At 40.8% G+C, this 22,736-nt stretch carries 21 protein-coding genes; 10 read left to right on the top strand and 11 right to left on the bottom strand.

Annotated elements, in window-relative coordinates; translation table 11 throughout:
* The first annotated feature begins 99 nt into the window (after nt 1-99).
* From NCWK1_RS21935 to NCWK1_RS21905, 7 genes are all read left to right on the top strand, one after another.
* Complete coding sequence (locus NCWK1_RS21935) at nt 100-1,242, top strand: glycosyltransferase (RefSeq protein ID WP_096577491.1); 1,143 nt, start codon at nt 100-102, stop codon at nt 1,240-1,242.
* Nucleotides 1,243-1,355: 113 nt separating this feature from the next.
* On the top strand, nt 1,356-2,114 hold the full coding sequence (locus tag NCWK1_RS21930; protein WP_096584941.1) for an undecaprenyl-phosphate galactose phosphotransferase family protein: 759 nt from the start codon (nt 1,356-1,358) through the stop codon (nt 2,112-2,114).
* Nucleotides 2,115-2,505: 391 nt separating this feature from the next.
* Nucleotides 2,506-3,585: a GDP-mannose 4,6-dehydratase gene (gene gmd, locus NCWK1_RS21925; RefSeq protein ID WP_096577489.1), complete on the top strand. Its 1,080-nt coding sequence runs from the start codon at nt 2,506-2,508 to the stop codon at nt 3,583-3,585.
* Between the two features lie 23 nt (nt 3,586-3,608).
* On the top strand, nt 3,609-4,553 hold the full coding sequence (locus NCWK1_RS21920; protein ID WP_096577487.1) for a GDP-L-fucose synthase family protein: 945 nt from the start codon (nt 3,609-3,611) through the stop codon (nt 4,551-4,553).
* Between the two features lie 81 nt (nt 4,554-4,634).
* Nucleotides 4,635-5,210: a 5-formyltetrahydrofolate cyclo-ligase gene (locus tag NCWK1_RS21915; protein WP_103126171.1), complete on the top strand. Its 576-nt coding sequence runs from the start codon at nt 4,635-4,637 to the stop codon at nt 5,208-5,210.
* Nucleotides 5,211-5,249: 39 nt separating this feature from the next.
* A complete protein-coding gene (locus NCWK1_RS21910) occupies nt 5,250-6,269 on the top strand; it encodes a catalase family protein (protein WP_103126170.1) in 1,020 nt (339 codons plus the stop codon).
* Nucleotides 6,270-6,519: 250 nt separating this feature from the next.
* Nucleotides 6,520-7,359, top strand: coding sequence for a carbohydrate ABC transporter permease (locus NCWK1_RS21905; RefSeq protein WP_103126169.1), 840 nt, complete (start codon nt 6,520-6,522; stop codon nt 7,357-7,359).
* Nucleotides 7,360-7,365: 6 nt separating this feature from the next.
* Here NCWK1_RS21905 and NCWK1_RS21900 read toward each other — a convergent pair whose 3' ends face one another.
* The 7 genes from NCWK1_RS21900 to psbQ all read right to left on the bottom strand — a co-directional run bounded on the left by NCWK1_RS21900 (nt 7,366) and on the right by psbQ (nt 15,825).
* Complete coding sequence (locus NCWK1_RS21900; RefSeq protein ID WP_187308212.1) at nt 7,366-8,076, bottom strand: sugar transferase; 711 nt, start codon at nt 8,074-8,076, stop codon at nt 7,366-7,368.
* 167 nt (nt 8,077-8,243) lie between these two features.
* Entirely contained in the window at nt 8,244-10,769 is a 2,526-nt protein-coding gene (locus NCWK1_RS21895; RefSeq protein ID WP_103126167.1) for a cyclic nucleotide-binding domain-containing protein, read from the bottom strand.
* A 647-nt stretch (nt 10,770-11,416) separates the two neighbouring features.
* On the bottom strand, nt 11,417-12,280 hold the full coding sequence (locus tag NCWK1_RS21890; RefSeq protein ID WP_103126166.1) for a DUF6671 family protein: 864 nt from the start codon (nt 12,278-12,280) through the stop codon (nt 11,417-11,419).
* Between the two features lie 145 nt (nt 12,281-12,425).
* On the bottom strand, nt 12,426-13,010 hold the full coding sequence (gene hemJ, locus NCWK1_RS21885) for a protoporphyrinogen oxidase HemJ (RefSeq protein ID WP_103126165.1): 585 nt from the start codon (nt 13,008-13,010) through the stop codon (nt 12,426-12,428).
* Nucleotides 13,011-13,283: 273 nt separating this feature from the next.
* Nucleotides 13,284-14,132, bottom strand: a complete 849-nt coding sequence (locus NCWK1_RS21880; protein WP_103126164.1) for an alpha/beta fold hydrolase — start codon at nt 14,130-14,132, stop codon at nt 13,284-13,286.
* Nucleotides 14,133-14,206: 74 nt separating this feature from the next.
* A complete protein-coding gene (locus NCWK1_RS21875) occupies nt 14,207-15,271 on the bottom strand; it encodes an NAD(P)/FAD-dependent oxidoreductase (RefSeq protein ID WP_103126163.1) in 1,065 nt (354 codons plus the stop codon).
* Between the two features lie 89 nt (nt 15,272-15,360).
* A complete protein-coding gene (gene psbQ, locus NCWK1_RS21870) occupies nt 15,361-15,825 on the bottom strand; it encodes a photosystem II protein PsbQ (protein WP_103126162.1) in 465 nt (154 codons plus the stop codon).
* Between the two features lie 371 nt (nt 15,826-16,196).
* Here psbQ and NCWK1_RS21865 point away from each other — a divergent pair, with 371 nt between their 5' ends.
* On the top strand, nt 16,197-16,628 hold the full coding sequence (locus tag NCWK1_RS21865; protein WP_096577415.1) for a hypothetical protein: 432 nt from the start codon (nt 16,197-16,199) through the stop codon (nt 16,626-16,628).
* A gap of 25 nt (nt 16,629-16,653) precedes the next feature.
* On the opposite strand, the gene NCWK1_RS21860 is transcribed toward NCWK1_RS21865, so the two are convergent.
* Nucleotides 16,654-17,415 (bottom strand): Uma2 family endonuclease, encoded by a 762-nt coding sequence (locus NCWK1_RS21860; protein ID WP_103126161.1) that lies wholly within the window; start codon nt 17,413-17,415, stop codon nt 16,654-16,656.
* A gap of 40 nt (nt 17,416-17,455) precedes the next feature.
* Nucleotides 17,456-17,869, bottom strand: coding sequence for a thiol-disulfide oxidoreductase DCC family protein (locus NCWK1_RS21855; RefSeq protein WP_103126160.1), 414 nt, complete (start codon nt 17,867-17,869; stop codon nt 17,456-17,458).
* 76 nt (nt 17,870-17,945) lie between these two features.
* On the opposite strand from NCWK1_RS21855, the gene NCWK1_RS21850 reads away from it, so the two are divergent.
* On the top strand, nt 17,946-18,857 hold the full coding sequence (locus tag NCWK1_RS21850) for an AraC family transcriptional regulator (protein WP_103126159.1): 912 nt from the start codon (nt 17,946-17,948) through the stop codon (nt 18,855-18,857).
* Between the two features lie 104 nt (nt 18,858-18,961).
* Entirely contained in the window at nt 18,962-20,587 is a 1,626-nt protein-coding gene (locus NCWK1_RS21845; protein ID WP_103123620.1) for an IS1634 family transposase, read from the top strand.
* Nucleotides 20,588-20,679: 92 nt separating this feature from the next.
* Here the strand turns inward: NCWK1_RS21845 and NCWK1_RS21840 are convergent, their stop codons facing one another.
* Nucleotides 20,680-21,549: an alkaline phosphatase family protein gene (locus tag NCWK1_RS21840; protein WP_103126158.1), complete on the bottom strand. Its 870-nt coding sequence runs from the start codon at nt 21,547-21,549 to the stop codon at nt 20,680-20,682.
* A 289-nt stretch (nt 21,550-21,838) separates the two neighbouring features.
* The gene (gene pgeF, locus NCWK1_RS21835; protein ID WP_103126157.1) at nt 21,839-22,636 is read right to left on the bottom strand and encodes a peptidoglycan editing factor PgeF; all 798 of its coding nucleotides are present in this window, start codon (nt 22,634-22,636) and stop codon (nt 21,839-21,841) included.
* Nucleotides 22,637-22,736: the final 100 nt, after the last annotated feature.

Raw genomic sequence — 22,736 nt, 5'->3', positions numbered from 1 at the left:
CCCTCTGGAACCACTTGTGCTTGAATTCCGTCGGAAGTTCAATCTGGGGCGCTTCCTTACAATTTGTCTGACTATATTTTCCACCTACTCAAGTTAACTGTGTCCTTGAAATATGCTCTGGTTCATGAGTGGTTAACACCTAAAGCCACCGGTGGTTCAGAACTAGTTGTACAAGAGATTCTGAATCACGTTGATGCTGATTTATATGCCCTAATTGACTTTGAATCCAGCAATTCTGAAAGTTACTTGTACAAACGTCAAATTGGTACGACCTTTTTACAACACTTTCCTTATGCGAGGAATGGAGTGCAAAAATATTTGCCTTTGTTACCCTTGGCAATTGAACAACTGGATTTGCGTCAATATGACGTAATTTTGTCTTCTTCTCATGCTGTAGCTAAAGGAGTTCTAACTACCCCTGACCAGCTGCATATTTGCTACTGTCACAGTCCTATGCGTTATGCCTGGGACTTGACTTTTGATTATCTCCAGCAAAGTAAACTAGGTAGTGGTTTACCAGGGTGGTTAACAAAGCATCTACTACATCAGTTGCGCCAGTGGGATGTCTTAAGTGCCAATCGCGTTGATTACTTTATTGCCAATTCCCAGCACACAGCGAGAAGAATTTGGCGTTGCTATCGACGAGAAGCCGCAGTTATTTATCCACCAGTTAATGTAGAAGCTTTTCCGCTTTTTCTCCAAAAAGAAAATTTTTACTTGACTGTTTCCCGTTTAGTTAGCTATAAGCAAGTATCTTTAATTGTCCAAGCTTTCAATAAATTGCAGTTACCATTGGTCATAATTGGTACAGGTTCAGAAATGGAAAAAATTCGCCAAATCGCCAACTCTAACATTAAAATACTGGGTTGGCAGCCTGATGATGTAGTAAAAAAATATATGGCTCAAGCCAGGGCATTTGTGTATGCAGCTTGTGAAGATTTTGGCATTGCCTTAGTAGAAGCACAAGCTTGTGGTACTCCAGTAATTGCTTATGGGGCTGGGGGTGCTTTAGAAACAGTGCAGGATGTGCGATCGCACAAAGAACAAGGAACTGGTATATTTTTTCCAGAACAAACAGTAGCAGCCTTGACAGAGGCAGTGGAAAAATTTGAAATGTATCGCAATGCCATCAATCCTGAGTATTTGCGATCGCACGCTACCCAGTTTTCACCGCAAGTTTTTGCACAGCGTTATCTAGATTTTCTCAACAAGTGCCACAAAAACAGACCCTACTTAGAATAATGGTCGAAATTTGTGTACGGAAATTGTGTATGCTTTTGGAACTTCCCTCCAGAAGCACCTCATTTTGGCTTTAAGATTGGGACTATGTGTGGTGTGGATTATTAAGGAGTATGATGACTGCCCAGAGCTCACTCCTCTCCGGCAAGCGAAGCCTACGGCAAGACGCTAGCTCGTCTACGCGTACTTTCTTAAAACGTAGTAAAAAAACCAAGACACCCAAGGTAAAACCCAAGGGTTTGTCCGTTCAGGCTTTAAACGGAGAGTTTGTTAAGCGACTATTCGACATCGGGTTTTCGCTATCAGTACTGATTTTGTTTTTTCCCCTTTACTTAATTTTGGCCTTACTGATTGCATTAAGCTCAGAAGGCCCGATTTTTTATGTCCAAGAACGGGTAGGTAAAAACTACAAACGCTTCAATTGTATTAAATTCCGCACAATGGTGAGCAATGCAGACGAAATACTCGTGCAAATGATGGAAACATCGCCCCAATTGCGGCAAGAATTTGAAAGCAGTTTTAAGCTGAAACATGACCCGCGAATTACCACAATTGGTAGATTTCTGCGTATTACTAGCTTGGACGAATTTCCTCAATTTTGGAATGTTTTAAAAGGAGACATGAGCGTCGTTGGGCCGCGCCCCCTAGTAACAGAAGAATTACCAAAATACGGTAATCACATAGGTCAGATATTAACAATCCGACCAGGAATTACTGGCTTGTGGCAGGTTTCAGGACGTAATGACATCCCTTACCCCAGAAGAGTTCAAATAGACCTACACTATGTGAAATTTCGGAATTTCTGGCTTGATTTGTGGATAATACTGAAAACGATTGATGTGGTCATCATGCCTAAAAATAACGGAGCTTACTGAGCAAGACTCAACATTGATCATAGGGGCAATAAATGCCCCTATTTAACTATCTATTTAGTCTTCTAGTTTCAATTTTTACCAGTCTTTAAGCCAACAACCTAATAAATAAATCCCTCAAATTTTCAATTGATCTAGGCTTAACAAAAATCTAGATTGTATAAAGTTTTGGTAAAATTTACGCAATAAATTAAAAATTTACTCCAATCATTGAGTTAATCTACTCAGAATTGACTTGTTAAATAATTCTTAATTAAGTATATTTGTTTACGGCAAAATTCTGCTATCAATTAAGACCCGTAAGTTTCCCATTAGGCAATTTAGCCATTAGCTGCTAGGTTGTATCAGTTGGAATGGAACTATACAGATCAAAAATCACAAGGGATAATTGAGCATGGTGCAAACTAAGCGAGCGTTGATTACTGGTATTACAGGTCAAGATGGTTCATATCTAAGTGAGTTTTTGTTAGAGCAAGGTTACGAAGTTCATGGAATTATTCGTCGGACTTCCACCTTCAATACAGACCGCATTGATCATATTTACGAAGACCCCCACAAAGATGGTGTGCGGTTATTGCTTCACTATGGTGATTTGACGGATGGTACAACGCTGCGACGAATTTTAGAAGAAGTTCAACCAACCGAAATATACAATTTGGGAGCGCAATCCCATGTGAGGGTGAGCTTTGATTCACCAGAGTATACAGTTGATGCAGTGGGTATGGGTACACTGCGTCTATTAGAAGCGATTCGAGATTATCAGCAACGCACTGGTACTGAAGTCCGTTTCTATCAAGCTGGTTCTTCCGAAATGTATGGTTTAGTCCAAGCAGTACCGCAAAGCGAGACAACACCATTTTATCCTCGCAGTCCCTACGCTTGTGCAAAAGTTTACGCTCACTGGCAAACAGTAAATTACCGCGAATCTTACAATTTGTTTGCTTGTAACGGTATTTTGTTTAACCACGAGTCTCCACGGCGTGGAGAAACTTTTGTTACCCGTAAAATTACCAGAGCAGTAGCGAGAATTGTAGCTGGCAAGCAGAAAAAGCTGTATATGGGTAATCTTGATGCTAAACGAGATTGGGGTTACGCAAAAGATTACGTCCGAGCTATGTGGTTGATGTTACAAAAAGAACAGCCAGATGATTATGTAATTGCAACTGGTGAAACCCACTCAGTAAAAGAATTTTTAGAGTTAGCTTTTGGTTACGTCAATCTCAATTGGCAAGATTACATAGAGTTTGACGATCGCTACCTGCGTCCCGCCGAAGTAGACTTATTGATCGGTGATCCTACTAAGGCAAAACAAAAGTTAGGTTGGGAACCGTCAGTTACCTTTGAAGGATTAGTCTCCCTCATGGTGGAAGCAGATTTACAAGCATTGGGTCACACTTCACCCAATGGCAATGGTTCATCAATGCCTGTAGATATTGCTACTATTCGTCAAGAATTGGGCGCTCTCCACTTCTGATTCACACCTCTGAGGATAAAAATATGACCGCCTTAGAACTGAAAAACAAAAGGATTCTCGTCACAGGTGGGGCGGGATTCCTCGGTCGTCAGGTAATAGATCAGCTGTGTAAGGCTGGGGCTGATAATGCGAAAATTACAGTACCGCGATCACGTGAATGTGACATCCGTGTTTGGGAAAACTGTCAACGCGCAGTTGACCAACAAGATATCATTATCCATCTAGCGGCTCACGTCGGTGGCATTGGTCTCAACCGCGAAAAGCCAGCAGAGTTATTCTACGACAACTTAATTATGGGAACCCAGCTAATTCATGCTGCCCATCAAGCTGGAGTAGAAAAATTCGTTTGTGTTGGTACAATCTGTGCCTACCCTAAATTTACACCAGTGCCATTTAAAGAAGATGACCTTTGGAATGGCTACCCAGAAGAAACTAACGCACCTTACGGTGTGGCGAAGAAAGCATTGTTAGTTCAGCTGCAATCTTACCGCCAGCAATATGGATTCAATGGAATTTACCTATTACCTGTGAATTTATACGGACCAGAAGATAACTTTGACCCCAGAAGTTCTCACGTAATTCCCGCATTAATTCGCAAAGTTCACGAAGCCCAAATTAACGGAGATAAACAACTTCCGGTTTGGGGTGATGGTAGTCCTACCCGCGAGTTTCTCTACTCTGAAGATGCAGCACGGGGTATTGTTATGGGGACGCAACACTACCATGAATCGGAACCAGTGAACCTAGGTACTGGTTATGAAATCACCATTCGTGATTTGATTACCCTGATTTGCGAATTGATGGAGTTTGACGGTGAAATTGTTTGGGAAACCGACAAACCCAATGGTCAACCCCGCAGATGTTTAGATACAGAACGCGCCAAGCAAGCTTTTGGCTTTACCGCACAAGTTGGCTTTAGAGAAGGGCTAAAAAATACCATTGATTGGTATCGTCAAAACGCTGCTTAAATACAATACAAATGCTCTAGGCTAGGTTTGTAGAGACGCTGCTACGCAGCGTCTCTACAATTTTTATGAATAGATTTTTATATGGATACAGTTAATATACAGCTAGATAAAGTTAAACTACGCCGCACATTACTAAAAAAACGGCAATTGATGTCTGTTGAAGAATGGAGAGAAAAAAGCGATCGCATTTGCACTCAAATACAAACTTTTATTTTTTATAGTGACGCAAAAACAATACTCGCATATTTCAGCTTTCGCCAAGAACCTGATTTAAGTCTTTTATTTGCAGATACTAAATATCAATGGGGATTTCCGCGCTGCGTTGGTAATTCCTTATCTTGGTATGTTTGGCAATCTGGAGACTCGCTGCAAATTAACAGCTATGGTATTAGCGAACCTCATCCCGATGCGCCAACCATAGACCCTAGTGAAGTCGATTTAATTCTTGTGCCTAGTATAGCTTGCGATCGCCAAGGATATCGCTTGGGTTACGGTGGCGGATATTATGACCGTTTACTCAGTTCTCCAGAATGGGCAAATAAACCAACTGTAGGTATAGTATTTGATTTTGCTTACTTGCAGCGAATACCGATCGCACCTTGGGATAAACCTCTAAAAATTGTTGTGAGTGAAACTGGCTTGACTGGAAAAGATTAAAGCTTCAGGATAATGAAGACACATAATCTAATATTTTCTATGAATAATCCAGTATCATCTACCACTGAGCAGGAAGCACTGCTCGACGAGATTATAGCAACTAGTCTTCAAGCTCAACAGCAAACAGGCCCAGACCTCCGCCAAATTCATAGCAAAAGTCATGGACTCCTTTGGGGAGAGTTGATTATTGAACCACATCTTTCTGAGGACTTGAGAGTAGGTTTGTTTAAAACCCCCCAAACTTATCCTGTGTGGATTCGTTTTTCTAATGGTGGTGCGCCTCAAAAACGTGGTACGTTCAACTCCGATAACCAGCCGGATGTTCGCGGGATCGCCATCAAGGTGATCAATGTAGATGGACAAAAAGTGCTAGATGACGAAGAAAAAACACAAGATTTTATCCTCAACAACTATCCTATTTTCTTGACTAAAGATGTTCGTGATTATGCCGATTTAGCCAAAGCAGGTAGTGGACAACTTACACCAGAGCGAATGGAAGAACTGACTTACGCCTTTGCTATTTTGCAAAAAATTGGTAGTAAGAAGATAGGTAATCCACTTTTAATTCAATATTGGAGTATGGCTCCATTTAAGTTTGGCGATAAATTTGTCAAATTTTCCGTCAAACCACAACAGCCGGAACAACCTCCCGAAACAATTCCAGAATCGGAAAACTACCTACGGGAAGCAATAGTCAAATATTTGACGCTAGAAGGTCAAGAAGCCTCTTTTGACTTCCTGATTCAGTTTTATGTAGATGATGAAAAGACACCAATTGAAAACCATGTTCAGGAATGGCAAGAGGCAGATTCACCATTTATTAAAGTTGCAACTGTGCGTATTCCTAGTCAAAAATTTGATTTTGAAGAACGCAAGCGTTTAGATGAAGGTATGTTATTCTCACCTTGGCATACACTCTTAGAACATGAGCCTGTTGGTAGTGTAAATCTTTCGCGCAAGAGGCTTTACAGCGAACTTGCAAAATATCGACGAGAGCAAATTACCCAACGCTTGCGGGAACCACAACCTCATACAGTAGTTCAAGATGAACCACTGTAAATCAGATTGAAACTGCTTAAGTTTAGGGGTTATATTATGTTCGATAGCTTGCGTTAGAGACAATTGTTTCTGACGCAGAAAATACAAATTTATGTAGATGGAGATATGCAATTATCGAGGATCTTGGCATTCCAAATTTTAGTAGATGGCACAATAAGTTTAGAGATTTTTGATTGCAGAATTACGTTTTAATTATTTGAATAATTCCAGGTTTATAATTAGATTTCCAATTATAAAAATTAGGTTAATTATGAAATTTATCAAGCACAATCCCAAATTAAATATTTTATTAATTTATATAGTTTTAGGAGCGATCGCACTATTAACACTATTTCCGCTGCTGTGGTTAATTAGTACAGCGTTGAAATCACCCACCGAAAATATATTACAGTCGCCACCACAGTTACTTCCCAGCCAACCGACCCTGGGCAATTTTGTAAGTGTTTGGCAATCTTTACCATTTGCCCAATATTTATATAACAGTACTTTGGTTTCTGTACTGACTGTTGGCTTGAATTTATTATTTTGTGCTTTAGCGGCTTATCCTTTAGCCAGATTATCATTTCCAGGGAGAGACTGGATTTTTGTGGCGATCGTCTCGACAATCATGATTCCCTTTCAGATTGTCATGATTCCCTTATACATCCTGACAGTCCAGCTAGGTTTAGTAAACACCTATTGGGGAATGATGTTTCCTAGTTTAGCCTCGGCTTTTGGCATTTTTTTACTGCGACAAGCTTTTATAGGTGTTCCTAAAGAAATAGAAGAAGCTGCGCGGATGGATGGTAGTTCAGAGTTAGGCTTGTGGTGGCACATAATGTTACCAGCCATTCGTCCTGCATTAGTTACTCTGGCAATTTTCGTTTTTATCGGCTCTTGGAGTGATTTTCTCTGGCCGTTAATTGTCATTCAAGACGAAAAACTCTACACCTTACCTTTAGGCGTGGCAAAATTAGCGGGGACTTTTTCTTTAGACTGGCGCTTAGTAGCTGCTGGCTCGATAATTTCCATCGCCCCAGTACTAATATTATTTCTGTTTTTACAACGCTACATCGTACCGACAGAAACTGGTAGTGGTGTTAAGGGTTAATTTTAACTAACAAGCTCCACTCTTGTTCAATACAACCCAGATGGTTTTAAATATCAGCATCAGGTCATAAGCTATAGACCATTTACGTTGATAATCAACATCCATTTTTACAATAGTTTCAAAATCTTTGATGCTGGAACGTCCATTAACTTGCCATTCTCCCGTCATACCTGGCTTAACTTTTAATCTTTCCCAGTGATGCGGTGCATAGTGTATGACTTCATCAGGCGTAGGGGGGCGTGTTCCAACTAAGCTCATTTCTCCCTTGAGAACATTCCAAAACTGGGGAAATTCATCTAAGCTAGTGCGACGCAAGAATTTACCGACTGGGGTAATGCGGGGGTCATCAACAGCTTTAAATATGTGACCTTGAGCTTGATTTTTGACCAAATTCTTGATTTGATCCGCATTTACCACCATTGAACGGAACTTCCAAATACGGAACGGCTTACCGTTGATACCACAGCGAATTTGGGAGTAAAATATGGGGCCGGGATTAGTGATTTTGATGATAATTCCTATAGGAATTGCCACGATGGTTGTGATGATTAGTCCAACAATAGCCCCTAGAATGTCTATTAATCTTTTTGCGATGCTTGAGGTTGATTTGTGTAAGGGCTGTTTGACAAAATTAGCTGCTGGACGTTGATTAGCAAGAGCTAACACGTCTACAGCATAACCTCCTGTATGAGGATTAACAGTAGGTCTTGACATCATAAGAAGTTACAGTTAAAGAGGGTATCGTGATCTGCCTACATCTGTACTGAGTGATAATATAAACAAAAATTGCAGCAGTAATAAACTTCGCACTCAAAATTTATCCAATCTTTGAATTCAATGGCGGATTTTAAATTTATGGTATTGAATGTATAAAGTGATTCTAGTTAAAAGACTATTAATACCCACATACTAGCTGCTAACCCAATAGTTGCTAAATGTTGCCAAAAAAGCGATCGCAGCGGCTGGCGGGCTATTTTTTGTGTTAATACTATGGTTAACAGCACGGAGAAAATTAAAGTAGCGCCTTGCAAAAAGCTGATGACTGCTGGATGTGCTATCAATACAGGTAAATGTTCGCTATTTAAGCCAAAAGTAGCCAAAGTCACGGGTAAAATTCGCCCACCTTCTGCCAAGCCTAAATGTAGGTAGTGAGCTAAATTTCCGCCTAACACCAATGGTAAGTAGCTATATGCAAGTTCGGTGAATGATTTTGGCTTGCGTTGAAAATTAAATAGCTTGAGCAAACCATATCCTACCCAAGCCACAGCAGCGGGGATAAGTAAAACTAAGAGTGATAACCCTAAATGCTGCCAAAAATCAGTTAAATCCAGTTGCAGACCCAACCATGACTGCAATTGTGGTAAACGATGCAGATATACACCACCCCAGAGTAAAAATAACAATGCAACCTCATATTTGCGTGGTACATGAGTTGTCCACAGTTCAATTCCGGGGGGACGCAAGTTAAACTCAACGGAACGATGAGGACAGGCTTTTAAACAAGTCATGCACAAAACGCAATCTCTGTTATCTTCTAGTTGGGCTGGATGAGAATATAACGGACAGCCATTGGTTTCCATACCTTCGCCTTTTTGCGGCCCACCTTTATAACATTGATAGGTGGTGCAGGTAGCAGAACAAATACCTTGTTGGGCGCGTAGTTCTGTCATGGAGAGTTTGGCAAATAAACCATTCATTCCGCCGATGGGGCAAAGATAGCGACACCAAAACCGTCGTTCAAATATGGCTGAGAAAATCATGGCTCCGGCGGTAATTAACAACAGCAAACAAGCCGATAAGTAAGCTGTGTTTTCTAAGTGCCAGAGTTCTTCCCAGAGGAAAATTAAAGTAAATAAGCCAAATAAAAACCATCCGCCCCATTTCTCGGCTTTTTCTCGCGGCCAGCGTTTGAGTTGGCGGGGAAATAACCACAGAGATAACTTTTGGGTAATTTCGCCATAAATCATGAAAGGACAGACGCTACACCAGACGCGACCTAAAAAGGGAAAGATCAATAAAAAGAAAGGCCACCACCAAGCCCAAAATAAATTTAAAGCAAAATTGCGATCGCGTGTTTGCGGCCCCACAAATAACACTGCAATGAGGATGGGAAAAACTACCACAGTAAAGCCATAGTTAATCCGGTCTGGCCACCAGTCACTGCGTAAGAACTTCCGCAACCCAGGATAGGAATTCAACAAGTTGACGCGAAATTCTTTTTTCTTGGTTTGGGCTGACCAGAAGATTTCTTCGGTTAATTCTTGTCTTACTCCAGCTTGAACAATTGCTCGTTCTACTAAATTTTTTAACTCCTTGAGATTGCCAGGAAAGTCATAAGACTGCAAGCGGCGTAAGGCTTCTGGGGTGACATGAGGTTTAGGCAGTCCGCGCGATCGCACATAAAGACTGATGTAATATTCTACCTGTGCTTTAATATCCGTTTTTCGCACGCGCACTGGCGGGACTTTAATTACCCGACCAACGCAACGTTCAATTTTCGATTGAGTTTTTTCGGAAATTATCAAAATCCGGGCTTGACTGGAACGAGGTGCGGCGGTTGGTTCGCCAGTACGAGTTACGGGGTTATAAGTGCCTGTTTTGATTAACTGCACCATTGCTGGTAATAATTCTGGGGGCAATTCTTGGATGTTGTTGAGTACTAAAGTGCCTTCTCCCAACCATTCCAACAGGCCTGGTTTGCCACCTGCACGACCAAATAAGTCTATACCGCTAGTTTGGAGAATGCCACAATTGATTTTAATAATCGGTTCCCGACGTTTTGGTGAACCGTAGTGAATGAGTGCGGCTATATTATCCTTTTCTAAGCCTGGTTCGCCGAAGATTTCTACAGATTTGCGGTCAGCGGCGGCTTCTCGTATTTGTTCGCGTAAGCGTACTGCATAGCGACTTGTACCCACAATACCTCGTTGAGCTTTGGTAACTAAATAGGGACGCAACGCAACGGAACGTTCTTGTTCGTAAGTTAAAGCTGATGTGACTTGGGCTAATTCTTGGGCTAAAGAGCGAGATAAGGCTTGTGTTATTTCTGGGTATTGGCTGGCTAAGGTACGAAATTCACTAGCTGGAATTACCCATATTTGGCATTCTGTGAGCGCAATAATTGTAGATGGAGTTAGTTCATCTAACAGCAGTTCTTTAAGGTTAATTACTGCCCCTGGAAGAAAACCACAAGCGAGGGCAAAGTTACTTTTATTGCTGGTATCGCTTTCAATTTGACCATCTTTGAGGATGTAAAGCGCTTCTGGAGGAATACCTGCGCTAACTAAATTACTGCCTTGTGGTAAAGTCCGTTCTTCTAAAACTTGGGCGATCGCATTCAACGCCGCAGATGAGAGAATTCCTAAAGTTGTATGTTCTTGTAGCCAAATGACTATTTCTTGTGATGTCATTGTGGGTTATCCGTGCAGGCTGCTTGCTGTATAAATGGAATTATCCCTGATCGGAATGGTAAAAGTACTGTGTGATGAGTTTGTCTGATGTGCCTAATCTTTGGGTTCCCTTGGCGCTTTTAGGTTTAATTGTCTTGGCGGCGCTATTTTTTACCCGTAGCTAGAATTATCTGCGATCGCATAATTTTCATATAAATGTGATAACACTGTCACATTCGCTTGCTATCTTATATTTCAGTAAACAAATAGTTTGCTTCTCACATCATACCGTCTGCCCTTTTGCTTTTGAAAAGCAGTAGGGCTTTTTCAATACATCATCTTATCTGATAATTTATTTTAAGCTAATTTTTATGTATTACTATAAACTAACTTTAAGGTTTTAATTCTAAATTGATTATGTAATTTTTAGCAGTATTAGTATATACATACATCAGCCATTAGCTAGGTTATTTCTCTATCTAATGGAGGAATAAATATACCTCAAATAAGTACTAAATAAGATACTATTCCGATCACCTGACGAACTATAAATTTGAATCTTCTCGTTGCTATTTAGCAGCGGGAGATTTTTTTATAGGAGGTTATAAGTTCCAGAGTTAGCAAAATTATACTCTTTTCTACTCCCTACTCAAAATCAAACCAGATTACTAAGGATTACAATACATACATTGGGCTGGGTCAGCAAATTCTCTACCATTAGGAAATAATTTTTCTTGCTTAAAACCACATTTTTGACAATGATAAATAACTGAAAGTGTCAAACTAGTGGGCATAGAACACATTTCACATGGTAGACCTGCTATTTTTTCAGTTATGGCAAAACCAGGTGCAGAACATTGTGGACATAAGCTTTTAATTTTATTTAATAAATCTAAGGTGGCTTTGGCAATATTTTTCATACGGGTTGGATTATAAAGCGCCCGCATATCTGTTTCTAAGCTAACTTTGCCATCCACAGAATTATTCAATGCTGTTTGGATAGTTTCTTGGAGTTTTGCTGCTGTTGTAATTCCTTTGATTATTTCCATAATATTTTTAGCAGAATCGTTCCAGGAAACAACAAGACCATGTTCAGGAAATCCTACTTTTTTAGCAAAATCGTAAGCTTCTGGGAGATTTTCAACGATCTGATGATTAAAGTTAGTGTCTATAGAAAATTCCTCGCCAATAATTTCTATTTCGTTTTGTTTATCTAATAAAATAACAATTTCTCGATTGGAGTAAATGTATGGTACAAGTGGATGAGGTACAAAACTACCTTCACTAGCGATCGCTAAAGTTTCACCTGTAATTTTTAACGCTGTTTCTGCTTTTAATTTGGCGGCTGCGATTTGATTTCCAGGGCGTTTTATTTCTCTGGTAAATGTGCCAAAAACATCAGTATCAAAATTATTTGGTACTCTAGTTTTAATATCTAATTCTTGTTCTAATAATGGCGCAATTACCTTTTCTTTTTGGTGCATTGTTGCAATTACACCAACTCTTTTGCTAAATAATTGCTGAATTTGCATTGTGCAATTACCTCTTGATGCCAATTTAAATAAATCAGAGGTGCGCTAACAAAGTTAAACGCACCCGAAAGAATTAGGTTTCTCAGTTCATATCAGATGAAAGAGGAATTATCTTACCCAAATTTTTCGTGAAAGAGCTACTTCTCTAACTTTGTTCTTGAGGAACTTGGTTTATCTGCGCTATTAATTGTTCTTTATCACGCTTGCGTTTCTTAGCGTATAGCTGAATAGTAACCGCCATGAAAATTATCAAGCCAAAAATCCCCCAAGCGGTGATATCTGTAGGCAGATTATTTTTGAATACAGCCAATAGTACAATCACCACCAACATAACTGTAGGTGCTTCGTTTAAAGCACGTAATTGTTGACCACTCCAACGACATTCATCCTTCGCTAACTTTTTCATCAAACGACCGCAGTAATGATGATAAGCCAATAGAATGGCAACAAATAGCAATTTAAAATGTAACCAACTCTGTTTTAAAACTTCTGGTTCAGTACTCAGCAAACCTATCGCCATCGCTACTGTGACTATCATTCCGGGAGTAGTGATAATGCGATAAAGACGTAGTTCCATGATTTGATACTGATTTTTCAGTATTGTGCGTGCTGGTTCTGGTTCTTGTTCGGCTTCAACATGGTAGATAAACAGACGCACGAGATAAAATAACCCAGCGAACCAAACAACAATGCCAATAATATGAAATGCTTTAAACCAAGAATAAGCCATGAATTCTCTTCTCCATTAAGGTGGCTTTAATACATCGTAAGTTATGAAGTAGAAGGCAGGAGGAACAACCTTTGATATCAGCGAATATCTTTGATTTGCATTTTACATTTGATTATGTCTACCTACTTAGTTAACTTTCTACATTCGCTTAAGTTCGCATTAAATGCTGTGCCAAATCATCTAATTAGCTATTAGTTAAACACAGATAAATTATCTATATTTATCTATGGTTTCGTTTTTTATAATATCGATTTTTGCCAAATTTATTTCTGACTAATTATTTACACGTCTGACAAAAGGTAATAAGTCTTCTAAAATTGTTTTATGGTAATGTTCTTGAGGGTAATGCCCAACATTATTAAGCTTTACTAATTCTGCATTGGGGACAGAATCACTAAATTTTTGTGCTATGTCTATGGATAACCAAGGGTCAATCATGCCCCATTGAAGCAGAATTGGTTGTTCCCATTTTTGAAAGCCAGATTCAATTTCTGTCATTGCTTCTGATAGTTGTAAATTACGAATGGTTGATAACAAACCTCTACCAGCCGCAGATGTTTTCAAAAAAGGTCGGCGGTAAACGTCTAAGTCTTTATCTTCGATGCGATAACGACTACCACCTTCTAGGGTACGATCAACTAATAATGGGTCTTGAGTCATCATTTCCCCGGCTAATGGTAAACCCATTTGTTTGATTTTCCAAGGTAATTTAGCAGTGGTTGAAATCGGGGTATTTAAAATAGCAATGTTGGCAATTTGTTCGGGATGACGTAAGGCATATTGTAAGCCAACAGAACCTAAAAAGCCTTGGACAACTAAAGAAAATTTTTCGATTTTTAGTTCTTGAATAAATCTTTCTAAAGCTGTAATAAATGCGTCAGGAGTGTAGGAAAAATCGCGTTTTTCTGGCATAGCAGAAAAGCCATAACCAATCCAATCAGGTGCGATCGCTCTTGTTCCTTGACTGGCTAAAGCTGGTAGAATATTACGCCAACTATAACTTTGGGATACTATTCCGTGCAGTAAGATTACAGGTACTAAATCACTTTGTCCAATCGGTTCAGCTTCCCGATAAAACCACTCTAATGAATCAATTTTTACTTTATTTTCGGTTACAGACACGCTACTTTCCTAATAAAAACTGAGAATTCAGAATACAGAAAGAATATTAATTCTGAATTCTGACTTCTAAATTCTCAAATAATCATCTCACGAATCGCAGATGCTGTTGCAGGTGCTAGTAACACACCGTTACGATAATGTCCGGTGGCGAGGAGGATGTTGTTAAATCCTGGCAGTTTTTCAATGATGGGTGCTGGGCGACCTTCCGGGCGGGGGCGTAACCCTGACCAAGTGCGGGTAATTGTGGCTGAGGCGAGTTCTGGACAAAAGGCGATCGCTTGTTGTCTAACATCCTCTAATAGTTGATGATTAGGTGGGATTTCATCGCTATCAGTAAGAAATTCCACCGTTGCGCCTATCCAATAATTTCCGCCGCCTATAGAAACGATATGCACATCATTGCAGGTAATCATCGGCTGAAACTCAGGATTACCGATGGGATTTGCTAAATGTACTTGTAATGCTTGTCCTAGAACAGGGCGGATATCAACTTTTTGGTTTAACTGGGCTGTTAGTTGTGTGGAACCCAGTCCAGCCGCAACCACAATCCAATCAGCGGCAATATTACCTTCTGTAGTTTCGATTGATTTTGGTGAAATATTTAAAACATTCACACCAAATTTAAAAGTTACGCCTTTGTGTTGGGCTGCTTCCACTAAAGCTAAGGTTAAGGCTGTGGGGTCGAGTTGACGATCTTGAGGGGAGTAGACAGCACCAGTAATTTTGTCATTATGGACTTGGGGACACATACTCTTGAGTTTCGCCCTGTCCCAGATTTCCAACTCCCAACCTTGGGAATGACGAATTTTTACTAGTTTTTCCCAATTCTCAAAATTTTCTTCTTCCCAACACAGGTGAAGTATACCTTGACGATTGAAGGGTATTTTACGCCCAGTTAATGCTTCTAATTCAGGAATTAAAGTTTCGTAGCGTTCAATACTAGTTTGCCGCAACCGCCAAGCTTTGCCCTTGATTTTTTGACTCATAGCACCCATCAAAACCCCAAGGGCTGCACCTGTAGAAGCTTGTGCGGGTTGTTGTTGGTCAATAACAGTAATTTGCAACCCTGTTACTTGACTCAGTTCATAGGCGATCGCGGCTCCAATGACACCACAACCGATAATAATTACATGACTCATTGTTGGGATATTTAAAAATTATGAGCTAGGAGTTAAGACTAGCTAATTCCTAACTTCTAACTCATAACTTATCACTCAGGAATCACTACTTAGGACTCAACTTGCTTACTACCTTCAGGCAGTAGTTGGAGGAATTTGTCAACATCTGTAAAGACGGCTTGGTAGTTACTAGAGGCAACTAAACTATTGCCTCTAGCAGCCGCTTGATCAATTTTAACCAAGTGATTTAGTAAATCTTTGGTGATTTGACGGGCTGCGGTTTGGTCTTTGGGTAAAAGATGGGGTGTAATGTAAGTCATGGTCAGTCTAGCTTCTGCCATTGGGCCATGAATAAAGTTACCCACCTTAATCCACTCATTTTTTTGGATGAGGCTTTTCAGTTCGTCTGCGCGATCGCGCACAGTCTGAATTTCAGGCACATATTCCTGAATTTGGGCAATTTGATCTGCTGTATAAGTTGGAGGTGCAACGGCGACCCCAGGGCCACCACAACTAATGAGGAATGTAGCTAATAATACCAGGATGATTGAGAAAATCGAGCGTTGACGCGCCATAAACTGAACTTAACTTTTTTTAACGTTTGCCAGCTAACAGTGTAATTTTAGATCGCCAGGGTAATTTATCGTTCTAGCCAGTAGATGATTTTGCGGAAAATTCTCAAATTTTTCTTAGACCATTATTGAACGAGGGTAAAGTCTCAGACACTTTCCTAAAATCTTAAGTATAATTACTCATATATCTATATCTAAAGTTTCATACTTCATATTTCACACTTCATACCTGAGTAATTGTTAAGGAAAGGTAATCTTTTAGTTGCGAAATTTAAAACGTCTTGATAAGCTGAAACACTAATAAGATAAGCTTTCTGGCGGTTTTCTGTCGTCGCATTGCCCTTAGCTGACTAACTATTTAGGAGTGTTTTTTAGTGAACGCATCTGAACAGGCAACTAACCTTGAACTAGCCAGCAAGATTGCCACGGTAGTTAATTTATTCAAATTCCAGTTTCCTGATGCGAAATCGGATTTGAAACCTTGGAAGAATGACCCCGAAACCAGAGAATTAGTTGATCCAGATTCGATAGACATTGGCTTTCACTTTCCTGGAATCAGCAAATCCTGGCGTAGTCGTAGTGTATTAATTCAAATTCGCTTTCATCAAGATCCAATCACAAACTTACGTCGGGCAATTGGCATAGAAGTAGCTGGATTTGATCATCGTGGTGAAGCGTGGCGACTTTCGACAGTGGAAAACTGGAACATTGTGGGTGAGTCTGTACCGTCTCTACAAATCGGCGACAAGCTAAAACAATTTTGTCGGCAGATTTTAGAACTGTTTAATGAGAAGTCTGAAGTCTGAAGTCTGAAATTTCCGAGACTGATGATTAAATATCAGGGTCTTCGCCTAATTCCCTTAACCGGGCGGCTAAACGTTCAGCGCGTGCTTGGGCGGCTTGGGCTTGTGCCTGTGCAGCTTCAGCTTGTGCTTGGGCGGCTTCTTCTGGTAGAGGGACAAGATTACCATCAGAGTCATAAAACCGTAGCCAGATTGCTGTTTCTCGGTCTATTGTGCCTTCCCAAGTTCCTAACCAAAAACCTAAACGCTGACACCACAGCCAACCACGTTCATTCGGAGTCAAAGGTTGGTAAGTCTGATTTGCATCTAAATGCCAGCCTTGCAATGAGTTGGGTTCAAACGGATCATAGACAAAATAATCTGGTGTGCGGAAGGTTTGTTGATAAATCTCCTTTTTCGTCACTTTATCAACCCGCGCCGTAGATGGTGACATCAATTCCACAATGACATCTGGGTAACGGCCGTTTTCTTCCCAAACGACCCAACCTTGTCTGGGGATAGTACCATCAACGTTGAGTACAGCGAAAAAATCCGGGCCGCGGAAATCATTGTTACGTGCTTGGGTACTGCTGTAGTAGATGAACATATTGCCACCTGTGTAAAAGTCGTTTCGGTCAGCCCAAGCTTGTTGCAATGACCGAATTAAGACATTCATGGCAATACGGTGGCGATTTGATTCCAATGGTTCTCCATCATCAAATATTAAATCTGTGGGTGGCATTGGGGGTTGCCAGTCCACAATATCAGTCGTTTGGGATGTTATTTCTAAATCTGGCTTACTTACTGTCATACCAACCCCCTAAAGTAGACTGTCAAGAACTGTGCATACACTAATCATGACCAATTTTGCAGCCACCATCCACACAGTAGGCTGATTGATAAGTAGTATCACGCTTGCCAAACAGAGTATAACGATGATCGCGGATTTGTTCGTAGAAGCGATCGCCTGCCCACTTCATCCCCGGTAAAGCACGGTAAGCATCGACAAATAGACTTCCCAGTGGCAGTAACTTGCCAATTTCTTCAGCCGCATCGCTACCTTGCCAACGTCGTTCAGGGGCATTAGCGTCAATTAATATCATTCCTTGTTGACAATCTTGGAATGTTATTCCCCACTGCGTAAGTTGTTGCTCGTTTTGCATAGAAGTATAAAGAAACAGCTTGCCTTTGTCTAATGTTTCTAAAAATTGCACTAAAGTAACGCAGAGATTGCAATTTCCGTCATATATTACGTAATAACTCATTGAAATAGCACCTCTTTTCGTATTACGGTTTAAGTATAGTGTTACACATAAATTAATTATCTCTGCGGTGAGAATGATGCAGGAAGAGACTATCTTAAAAGTTGATTTTACTCAAGAAGATGCTTGTGCAGAAGTTCTGCCGCGATCGCACATCAATTCTAGTTACCATGCTAAATGGGATAGTATTCGTTTAGATATTTACCAACAGCCTGCCCACGAAACCCCCGAACATTCGCCCCAACAACATATTATCTCTATCAACACAGCCCATCGTTTAACCAAAGCAGAACGCGTAATAGATGGACGCTTTCAGCAGGAATACATCTTTAATGGTGATGTAGCGATTGTTCCTGCCAACACCCATCATATTTCCCGTTGGACATCACAAACTGAATTTTTGCTTCTTAGTTTAGAACCTGCATTTTTCAATCGCATTATCTTAGAGTCGGTTGATTTACAAGGTGTGGAGTTAAGACCTTACTTTGCTGCACCGGAACCATTAATTCAGCACATTGCTTTAGCACTGAAGTCAGAATTAGAATCAGATGGTACGGGTAGCCAACTTTATATTGAGTCTCTCAAAACGACACTCTGCATTCACCTGCTGAAACACCACTCAATAGCCAGCGATAAAATTCCCCAATTTTCAAATCACAAAGGACTTTCGCCCAGAAAATTACGTCAAGCTATTTCATATATTCATGAAAACCTAGAAAGAGATTTGACTTTGGCGGAAATTGCTGCGGTTGTAGGAATGAGTATGTATCATTTTTCTCGCCTATTTAAACAGTCTACAGGTTTTGCACCCCATCAATATGTGCTTAACAGCCGAATTGCTAAGGCAAAAAAACTCTTGAGTGCAACTGAAAAAAGTATTGAACAAATCTCTGAACAAGTTGGTTTTCAAAGCCAGAGTCATTTTACTAATGTGTTTCGTAAATTTATGGGTATAACACCCAAAGCATACAGAGAACAGGTGAAAATTTGATGAGATGCGAGTACAAAGATTATCTGTTGAAACTGGGTGTAGGAAGGTAAATTTATAGCCGACATTCCGCAGGTAAGTGAAGAGATTGATGGTATTTTTGATAAATGACATCATCAGCATCAGAAATAAGAGTACAAGATATTGACCACTGCGGGATAGTGGCAGGCATAATTGACCAAATGTGTTTGGTAGAACAAATCAACCAAATACTAGGCATACATCATCAAGAAATAGTCAGTCCAGGTCAAGCAGTAAAGGCGATGATTCTCAATGGCTTGGGCTTGGTCAGTGCGCCACTGTATTTGTTTGAAAAGTTTTTTGTAGGCAAAGCCACAGAGCACCTATTGGGTGAGGGGATAAGTCCAGAACATCTCAACGATGACCGTTTAGGGAGAGTATTGGATAAGCTATATGAGGCAGGATTAACACAAGTATTCGTCACAGTAGCGTTGGCAGCAGCCCAAAAGTTTGGGGTAAAAAAAGACAGTTTGCACCTAGACTCCAGTTCATTTCATGTGCATGGAGAATACGTCAGCACCACAGATGAAGACGCAACAGAGGAAAGAGCAATTGAAATTACCTATGGTTATTCACGAGACCATCGACCGGATCTCAAACAATTTATATTGGACTTAATGTGCAGTGGGGATGGAGATATCCCTTTATATCTGAGAGTTGCAGATGGAAATGAAGCTGACTCGGCGGCATTTGCCCGAATTCTCAAAGAGTTTAGGCAACAGTGGGAGATAGATGCCTTGTTTGTGGCAGATGCCGCTCTTTACTGTGAACAGAACATCAAACAGATGGATTCTTTACGCTGGCTATCAAGAGTGCCAGCCACCTTAGCGGCAGCACAATTTCTCTTAGACAACATGAGTCAGGAAGCATTTGTCAACAGTGCAATCGCAGGATACCAGATTGCTGAGTGTTGTAGTGATTATGCCGCAGTGAAGCAGCGTTGGTTAGTCGTCGAGAGTGAAGCTCGTAAAAGCGCGGATTTAAAGCAATTAGAAAAACGTCTAGCCAAGCAACTGGACAAAGCCCAGTCTCAACTACGGCAGTTATCACAGCAAGAGTTCGCTTGTGCAGCAGATGCATTGAAAGCCGCAAATTTATTGAGTAGTCAGCTACGCTTTCATCAACTCCAAGACGTGGAGATTATTGAACACCATCGTCACCGCAAACCCGGTAGACCAGGCAAAAATACCCAACACACTCACTACTGTTATCAAATTCGTGCTTCTGTGGTTCCAAAACCTCAAGCCATTGCTATCGAACAATTACGTGCAGGTCGCTTCATTTTAGCGACTAATGTTACAGATACTAACGAGTTGACTGGCGATGACTTGCTCTTGCAGTACAAGGCTCAACAATCTACAGAACGCGGTTTTCGTTTCCTCAAAGACCCTCTGTTTTTTACCAGCAGCGTCTTCCTCAACTCTCCCGAACGGGTAGCAGCATTGGCAATGGTGATGGGTCTGTGTTTATTGGTTTACAGTTTAGGGCAAAAGGCACTGCGTCAAGCCCTGGAAACAGCAAAACAAACTATCAGTAATCAGTTGGGTAAGCCGACTAGCACTCCCACTCTCCGTTGGGTCTTTCAGTGTTTTATGTCGATTCATTTGATAACGATCGCTGGCTTTAGACAGATTGCTAATCTTACTGATGAACGACGTTGGATTCTCCAGTTTCTCGGTGCACCTTGCCGAAAATATTATCTTTTGACCTGATAGACCTGCGGAATGTAGGTTATAGGGATATAAAGGTTTTGAACACCTACACCCTTACGCCCTTATACCCCCCTGCACTCTTCCCTAAAAATTTACTGCCAGACATCAGTAATTGGGGTCAATGAAGCGGCATTATTCAAGCCTGATAATCCATAGCTGGCTTCAATAGTACGTAAAACATTGTAGTGATTAATCCTCTCACTATATGTTCCCTGTTTAACATGAGCGCCAACAAAAATGGTTGCAATCCGTCCGGTTGCACCATTATCTTCATCAAAAGTTATAATAAGCAAGCTATTATGAGTTTTAGCCCACTGTGCATAAGCATCTAGATTGGTTTTCAGCCAAGTATCTCCTTGTTGAATCGTGCCATTGTGCATATCATTTAGTTGGTTGGGAACAACAACGGAGACAGTAGGCAGATTGGCAAAATTCGCAGACGAAGGAAAACTTGTAAAGGGTTGATTTGCAGCAGCAGCAACATTAGTGAAATCAACCCAAGGGTTGTGCTTACGATAGTAACCATTAGACCCGCCGTAGTTACAACCTGTATAACCAACACTGGGCATAGTCTCCGAAAAACCTGTAAAAGTCCGGCCGATTCCCACTAACTGGGTAGCTAGGTTAGCACCACTGAATGTCAATGGGCAATTATCATTCGTAACACCTTGTGTCGAGCCACTAAACAAGGCTAAGTAGTTAGGTTGGCTTGGGTGTGTTACACCGTAAGAACCCGTGAAAAGAGCGCCTTGCGATGCTAATGAATTGATATATGGTGCGCTACTTGAACTGATGATTTGTGTGTATCCGTGGTTTTCTTCAATAACAACGACGATGTGATCGAAAGTCGGGACTGTAGCTGCTAATGCTACATGACTACCCGTAACAAAACTGGCTAAAACGGCTAGTCCGTTGGTAACTCCGCCAATCCATTGACAAGAATATTGGATTTTTCTCAACATAATACGATCCTTTTCTAAACTCTCGGTAGATAATTAATGCTTTTGTTATGGGTATCTAAATTAATATCAACCAGTTTTTAGTTGTCATTAATTTCGCTTCTAGGAAAAGAAGCAACTTATGTAAGTTACATCCTTAAACTTAAGTGCTAATTAAGGTGTCATTAATTCTACTTATTTAGATCAGGAAATATGTTTCCGAAGGCAAATATTCTCCAATAAATTAGCGCAATTTACCAAAAAATTCTCAAAAAATAAGCTACGTTTAACTCCTGAATTTTAAATTTTGGCGCTAGTTAATTAGCTTACCGCTAACAATTCCTGACCATTGGACTTTTTTCTGTTGTTCACGACGGTAAGAAAAGAAATGTTCAGGAGTTTGGTATGTACAATAAGGAGCGATCGCTACCTGTTCTGCACTAATCCCCAAATTTTCTAACTGCAAAGTATTTACCCGCCGCACATCAACTCTCACCTTTCCTGGTTCCGGGTCAGCTAATAATGGAGAATTGGGTAGTTCGTGTAACACCTGAACAATTTTTTGGGTGTCGTTATGTGATATAATACTGGCTCCAATTTCCGCAGCTACCTCAACCGAGACTTGGTAAACTTCACCGGCGATCGCGGGGCCAAGGGCAACTCTTAAGTCTTCTAATCTACTGCCTTGGGCTTGTAATCGAGCGATCGCTTGGGGGACAATCTTCGCCGCTGTACCCCGCCAGCCTGCGTGTAATGCAGCTACCTGTCCAGTTCGCACATCTCCAATTAACACAGGTGTACAATCTGCACTGGCTACCCACACCGCTTGTAAAGGTGCTTCGGTGATTAAACCATCAGCCGAGGCAAAAGCCGATTCTTCATCTTCGGCAATTTCCCTCACTTGCGAGTCAACTTCTTGGGGAGTGAGAACTGTATTGCCATGTACCTGTTTTAAGCGATACGTTGATGCTTCTGGGTGCAGAACTGGAGTTAAATCTTGGGGCGATCGTGGCCAGAACTGGTGAGTAAAAAAGCCGTGTTGCCAATTTTCTAAAAGACTACAGGTAAGGTATGGCAGTCCTTCCCAATTGCGCCAATGCCAAGTGTGCATCTTGAACCTAACCAAAATATAGGGTATTGAGCATAAGGTTTTGGTGATACGGGATGAAAAAATAATTTTTTTCTCCCAACTCCCAACTCCCTATTCCCTT

Origin of the sequence: Nostoc cycadae WK-1 (assembly GCF_002897135.1) — a bacterium.
In the GTDB taxonomy this organism is placed as follows: Bacteria; Cyanobacteriota; Cyanobacteriia; order Cyanobacteriales; family Nostocaceae; genus Nostoc_B.
This window is presented reverse-complemented; position numbering and strand designations above follow the sequence as displayed.

Coding starts and splice junctions, on each gene's coding strand:
- NCWK1_RS21930 (WP_096584941.1), top strand. CDS start 1,356: ATGACTGCCCAGAGCTCACTCCTCTCCGGCAAGCGAAGCCTACGGCAA.
- gmd (WP_096577489.1), top strand. CDS start 2,506: ATGGTGCAAACTAAGCGAGCGTTGATTACTGGTATTACAGGTCAAGAT.
- NCWK1_RS21920 (WP_096577487.1), top strand. CDS start 3,609: ATGACCGCCTTAGAACTGAAAAACAAAAGGATTCTCGTCACAGGTGGG.
- NCWK1_RS21915 (WP_103126171.1), top strand. CDS start 4,635: ATGGATACAGTTAATATACAGCTAGATAAAGTTAAACTACGCCGCACA.
- NCWK1_RS21910 (WP_103126170.1), top strand. CDS start 5,250: ATGAATAATCCAGTATCATCTACCACTGAGCAGGAAGCACTGCTCGAC.
- NCWK1_RS21905 (WP_103126169.1), top strand. CDS start 6,520: ATGAAATTTATCAAGCACAATCCCAAATTAAATATTTTATTAATTTAT.
- NCWK1_RS21900 (WP_187308212.1), bottom strand. CDS start 8,076: ATGATGTCAAGACCTACTGTTAATCCTCATACAGGAGGTTATGCTGTA.
- NCWK1_RS21895 (WP_103126167.1), bottom strand. CDS start 10,769: ATGACATCACAAGAAATAGTCATTTGGCTACAAGAACATACAACTTTA.
- NCWK1_RS21890 (WP_103126166.1), bottom strand. CDS start 12,280: ATGCAAATTCAGCAATTATTTAGCAAAAGAGTTGGTGTAATTGCAACA.
- hemJ (WP_103126165.1), bottom strand. CDS start 13,010: ATGGCTTATTCTTGGTTTAAAGCATTTCATATTATTGGCATTGTTGTT.
- NCWK1_RS21875 (WP_103126163.1), bottom strand. CDS start 15,271: ATGAGTCATGTAATTATTATCGGTTGTGGTGTCATTGGAGCCGCGATC.
- psbQ (WP_103126162.1), bottom strand. CDS start 15,825: ATGGCGCGTCAACGCTCGATTTTCTCAATCATCCTGGTATTATTAGCT.
- NCWK1_RS21860 (WP_103126161.1), bottom strand. CDS start 17,415: ATGACAGTAAGTAAGCCAGATTTAGAAATAACATCCCAAACGACTGAT.
- NCWK1_RS21855 (WP_103126160.1), bottom strand. CDS start 17,869: ATGAGTTATTACGTAATATATGACGGAAATTGCAATCTCTGCGTTACT.
- NCWK1_RS21850 (WP_103126159.1), top strand. CDS start 17,946: ATGCAGGAAGAGACTATCTTAAAAGTTGATTTTACTCAAGAAGATGCT.
- NCWK1_RS21845 (WP_103123620.1), top strand. CDS start 18,962: ATGACATCATCAGCATCAGAAATAAGAGTACAAGATATTGACCACTGC.
- NCWK1_RS21840 (WP_103126158.1), bottom strand. CDS start 21,549: ATGTTGAGAAAAATCCAATATTCTTGTCAATGGATTGGCGGAGTTACC.
- pgeF (WP_103126157.1), bottom strand. CDS start 22,636: ATGCACACTTGGCATTGGCGCAATTGGGAAGGACTGCCATACCTTACC.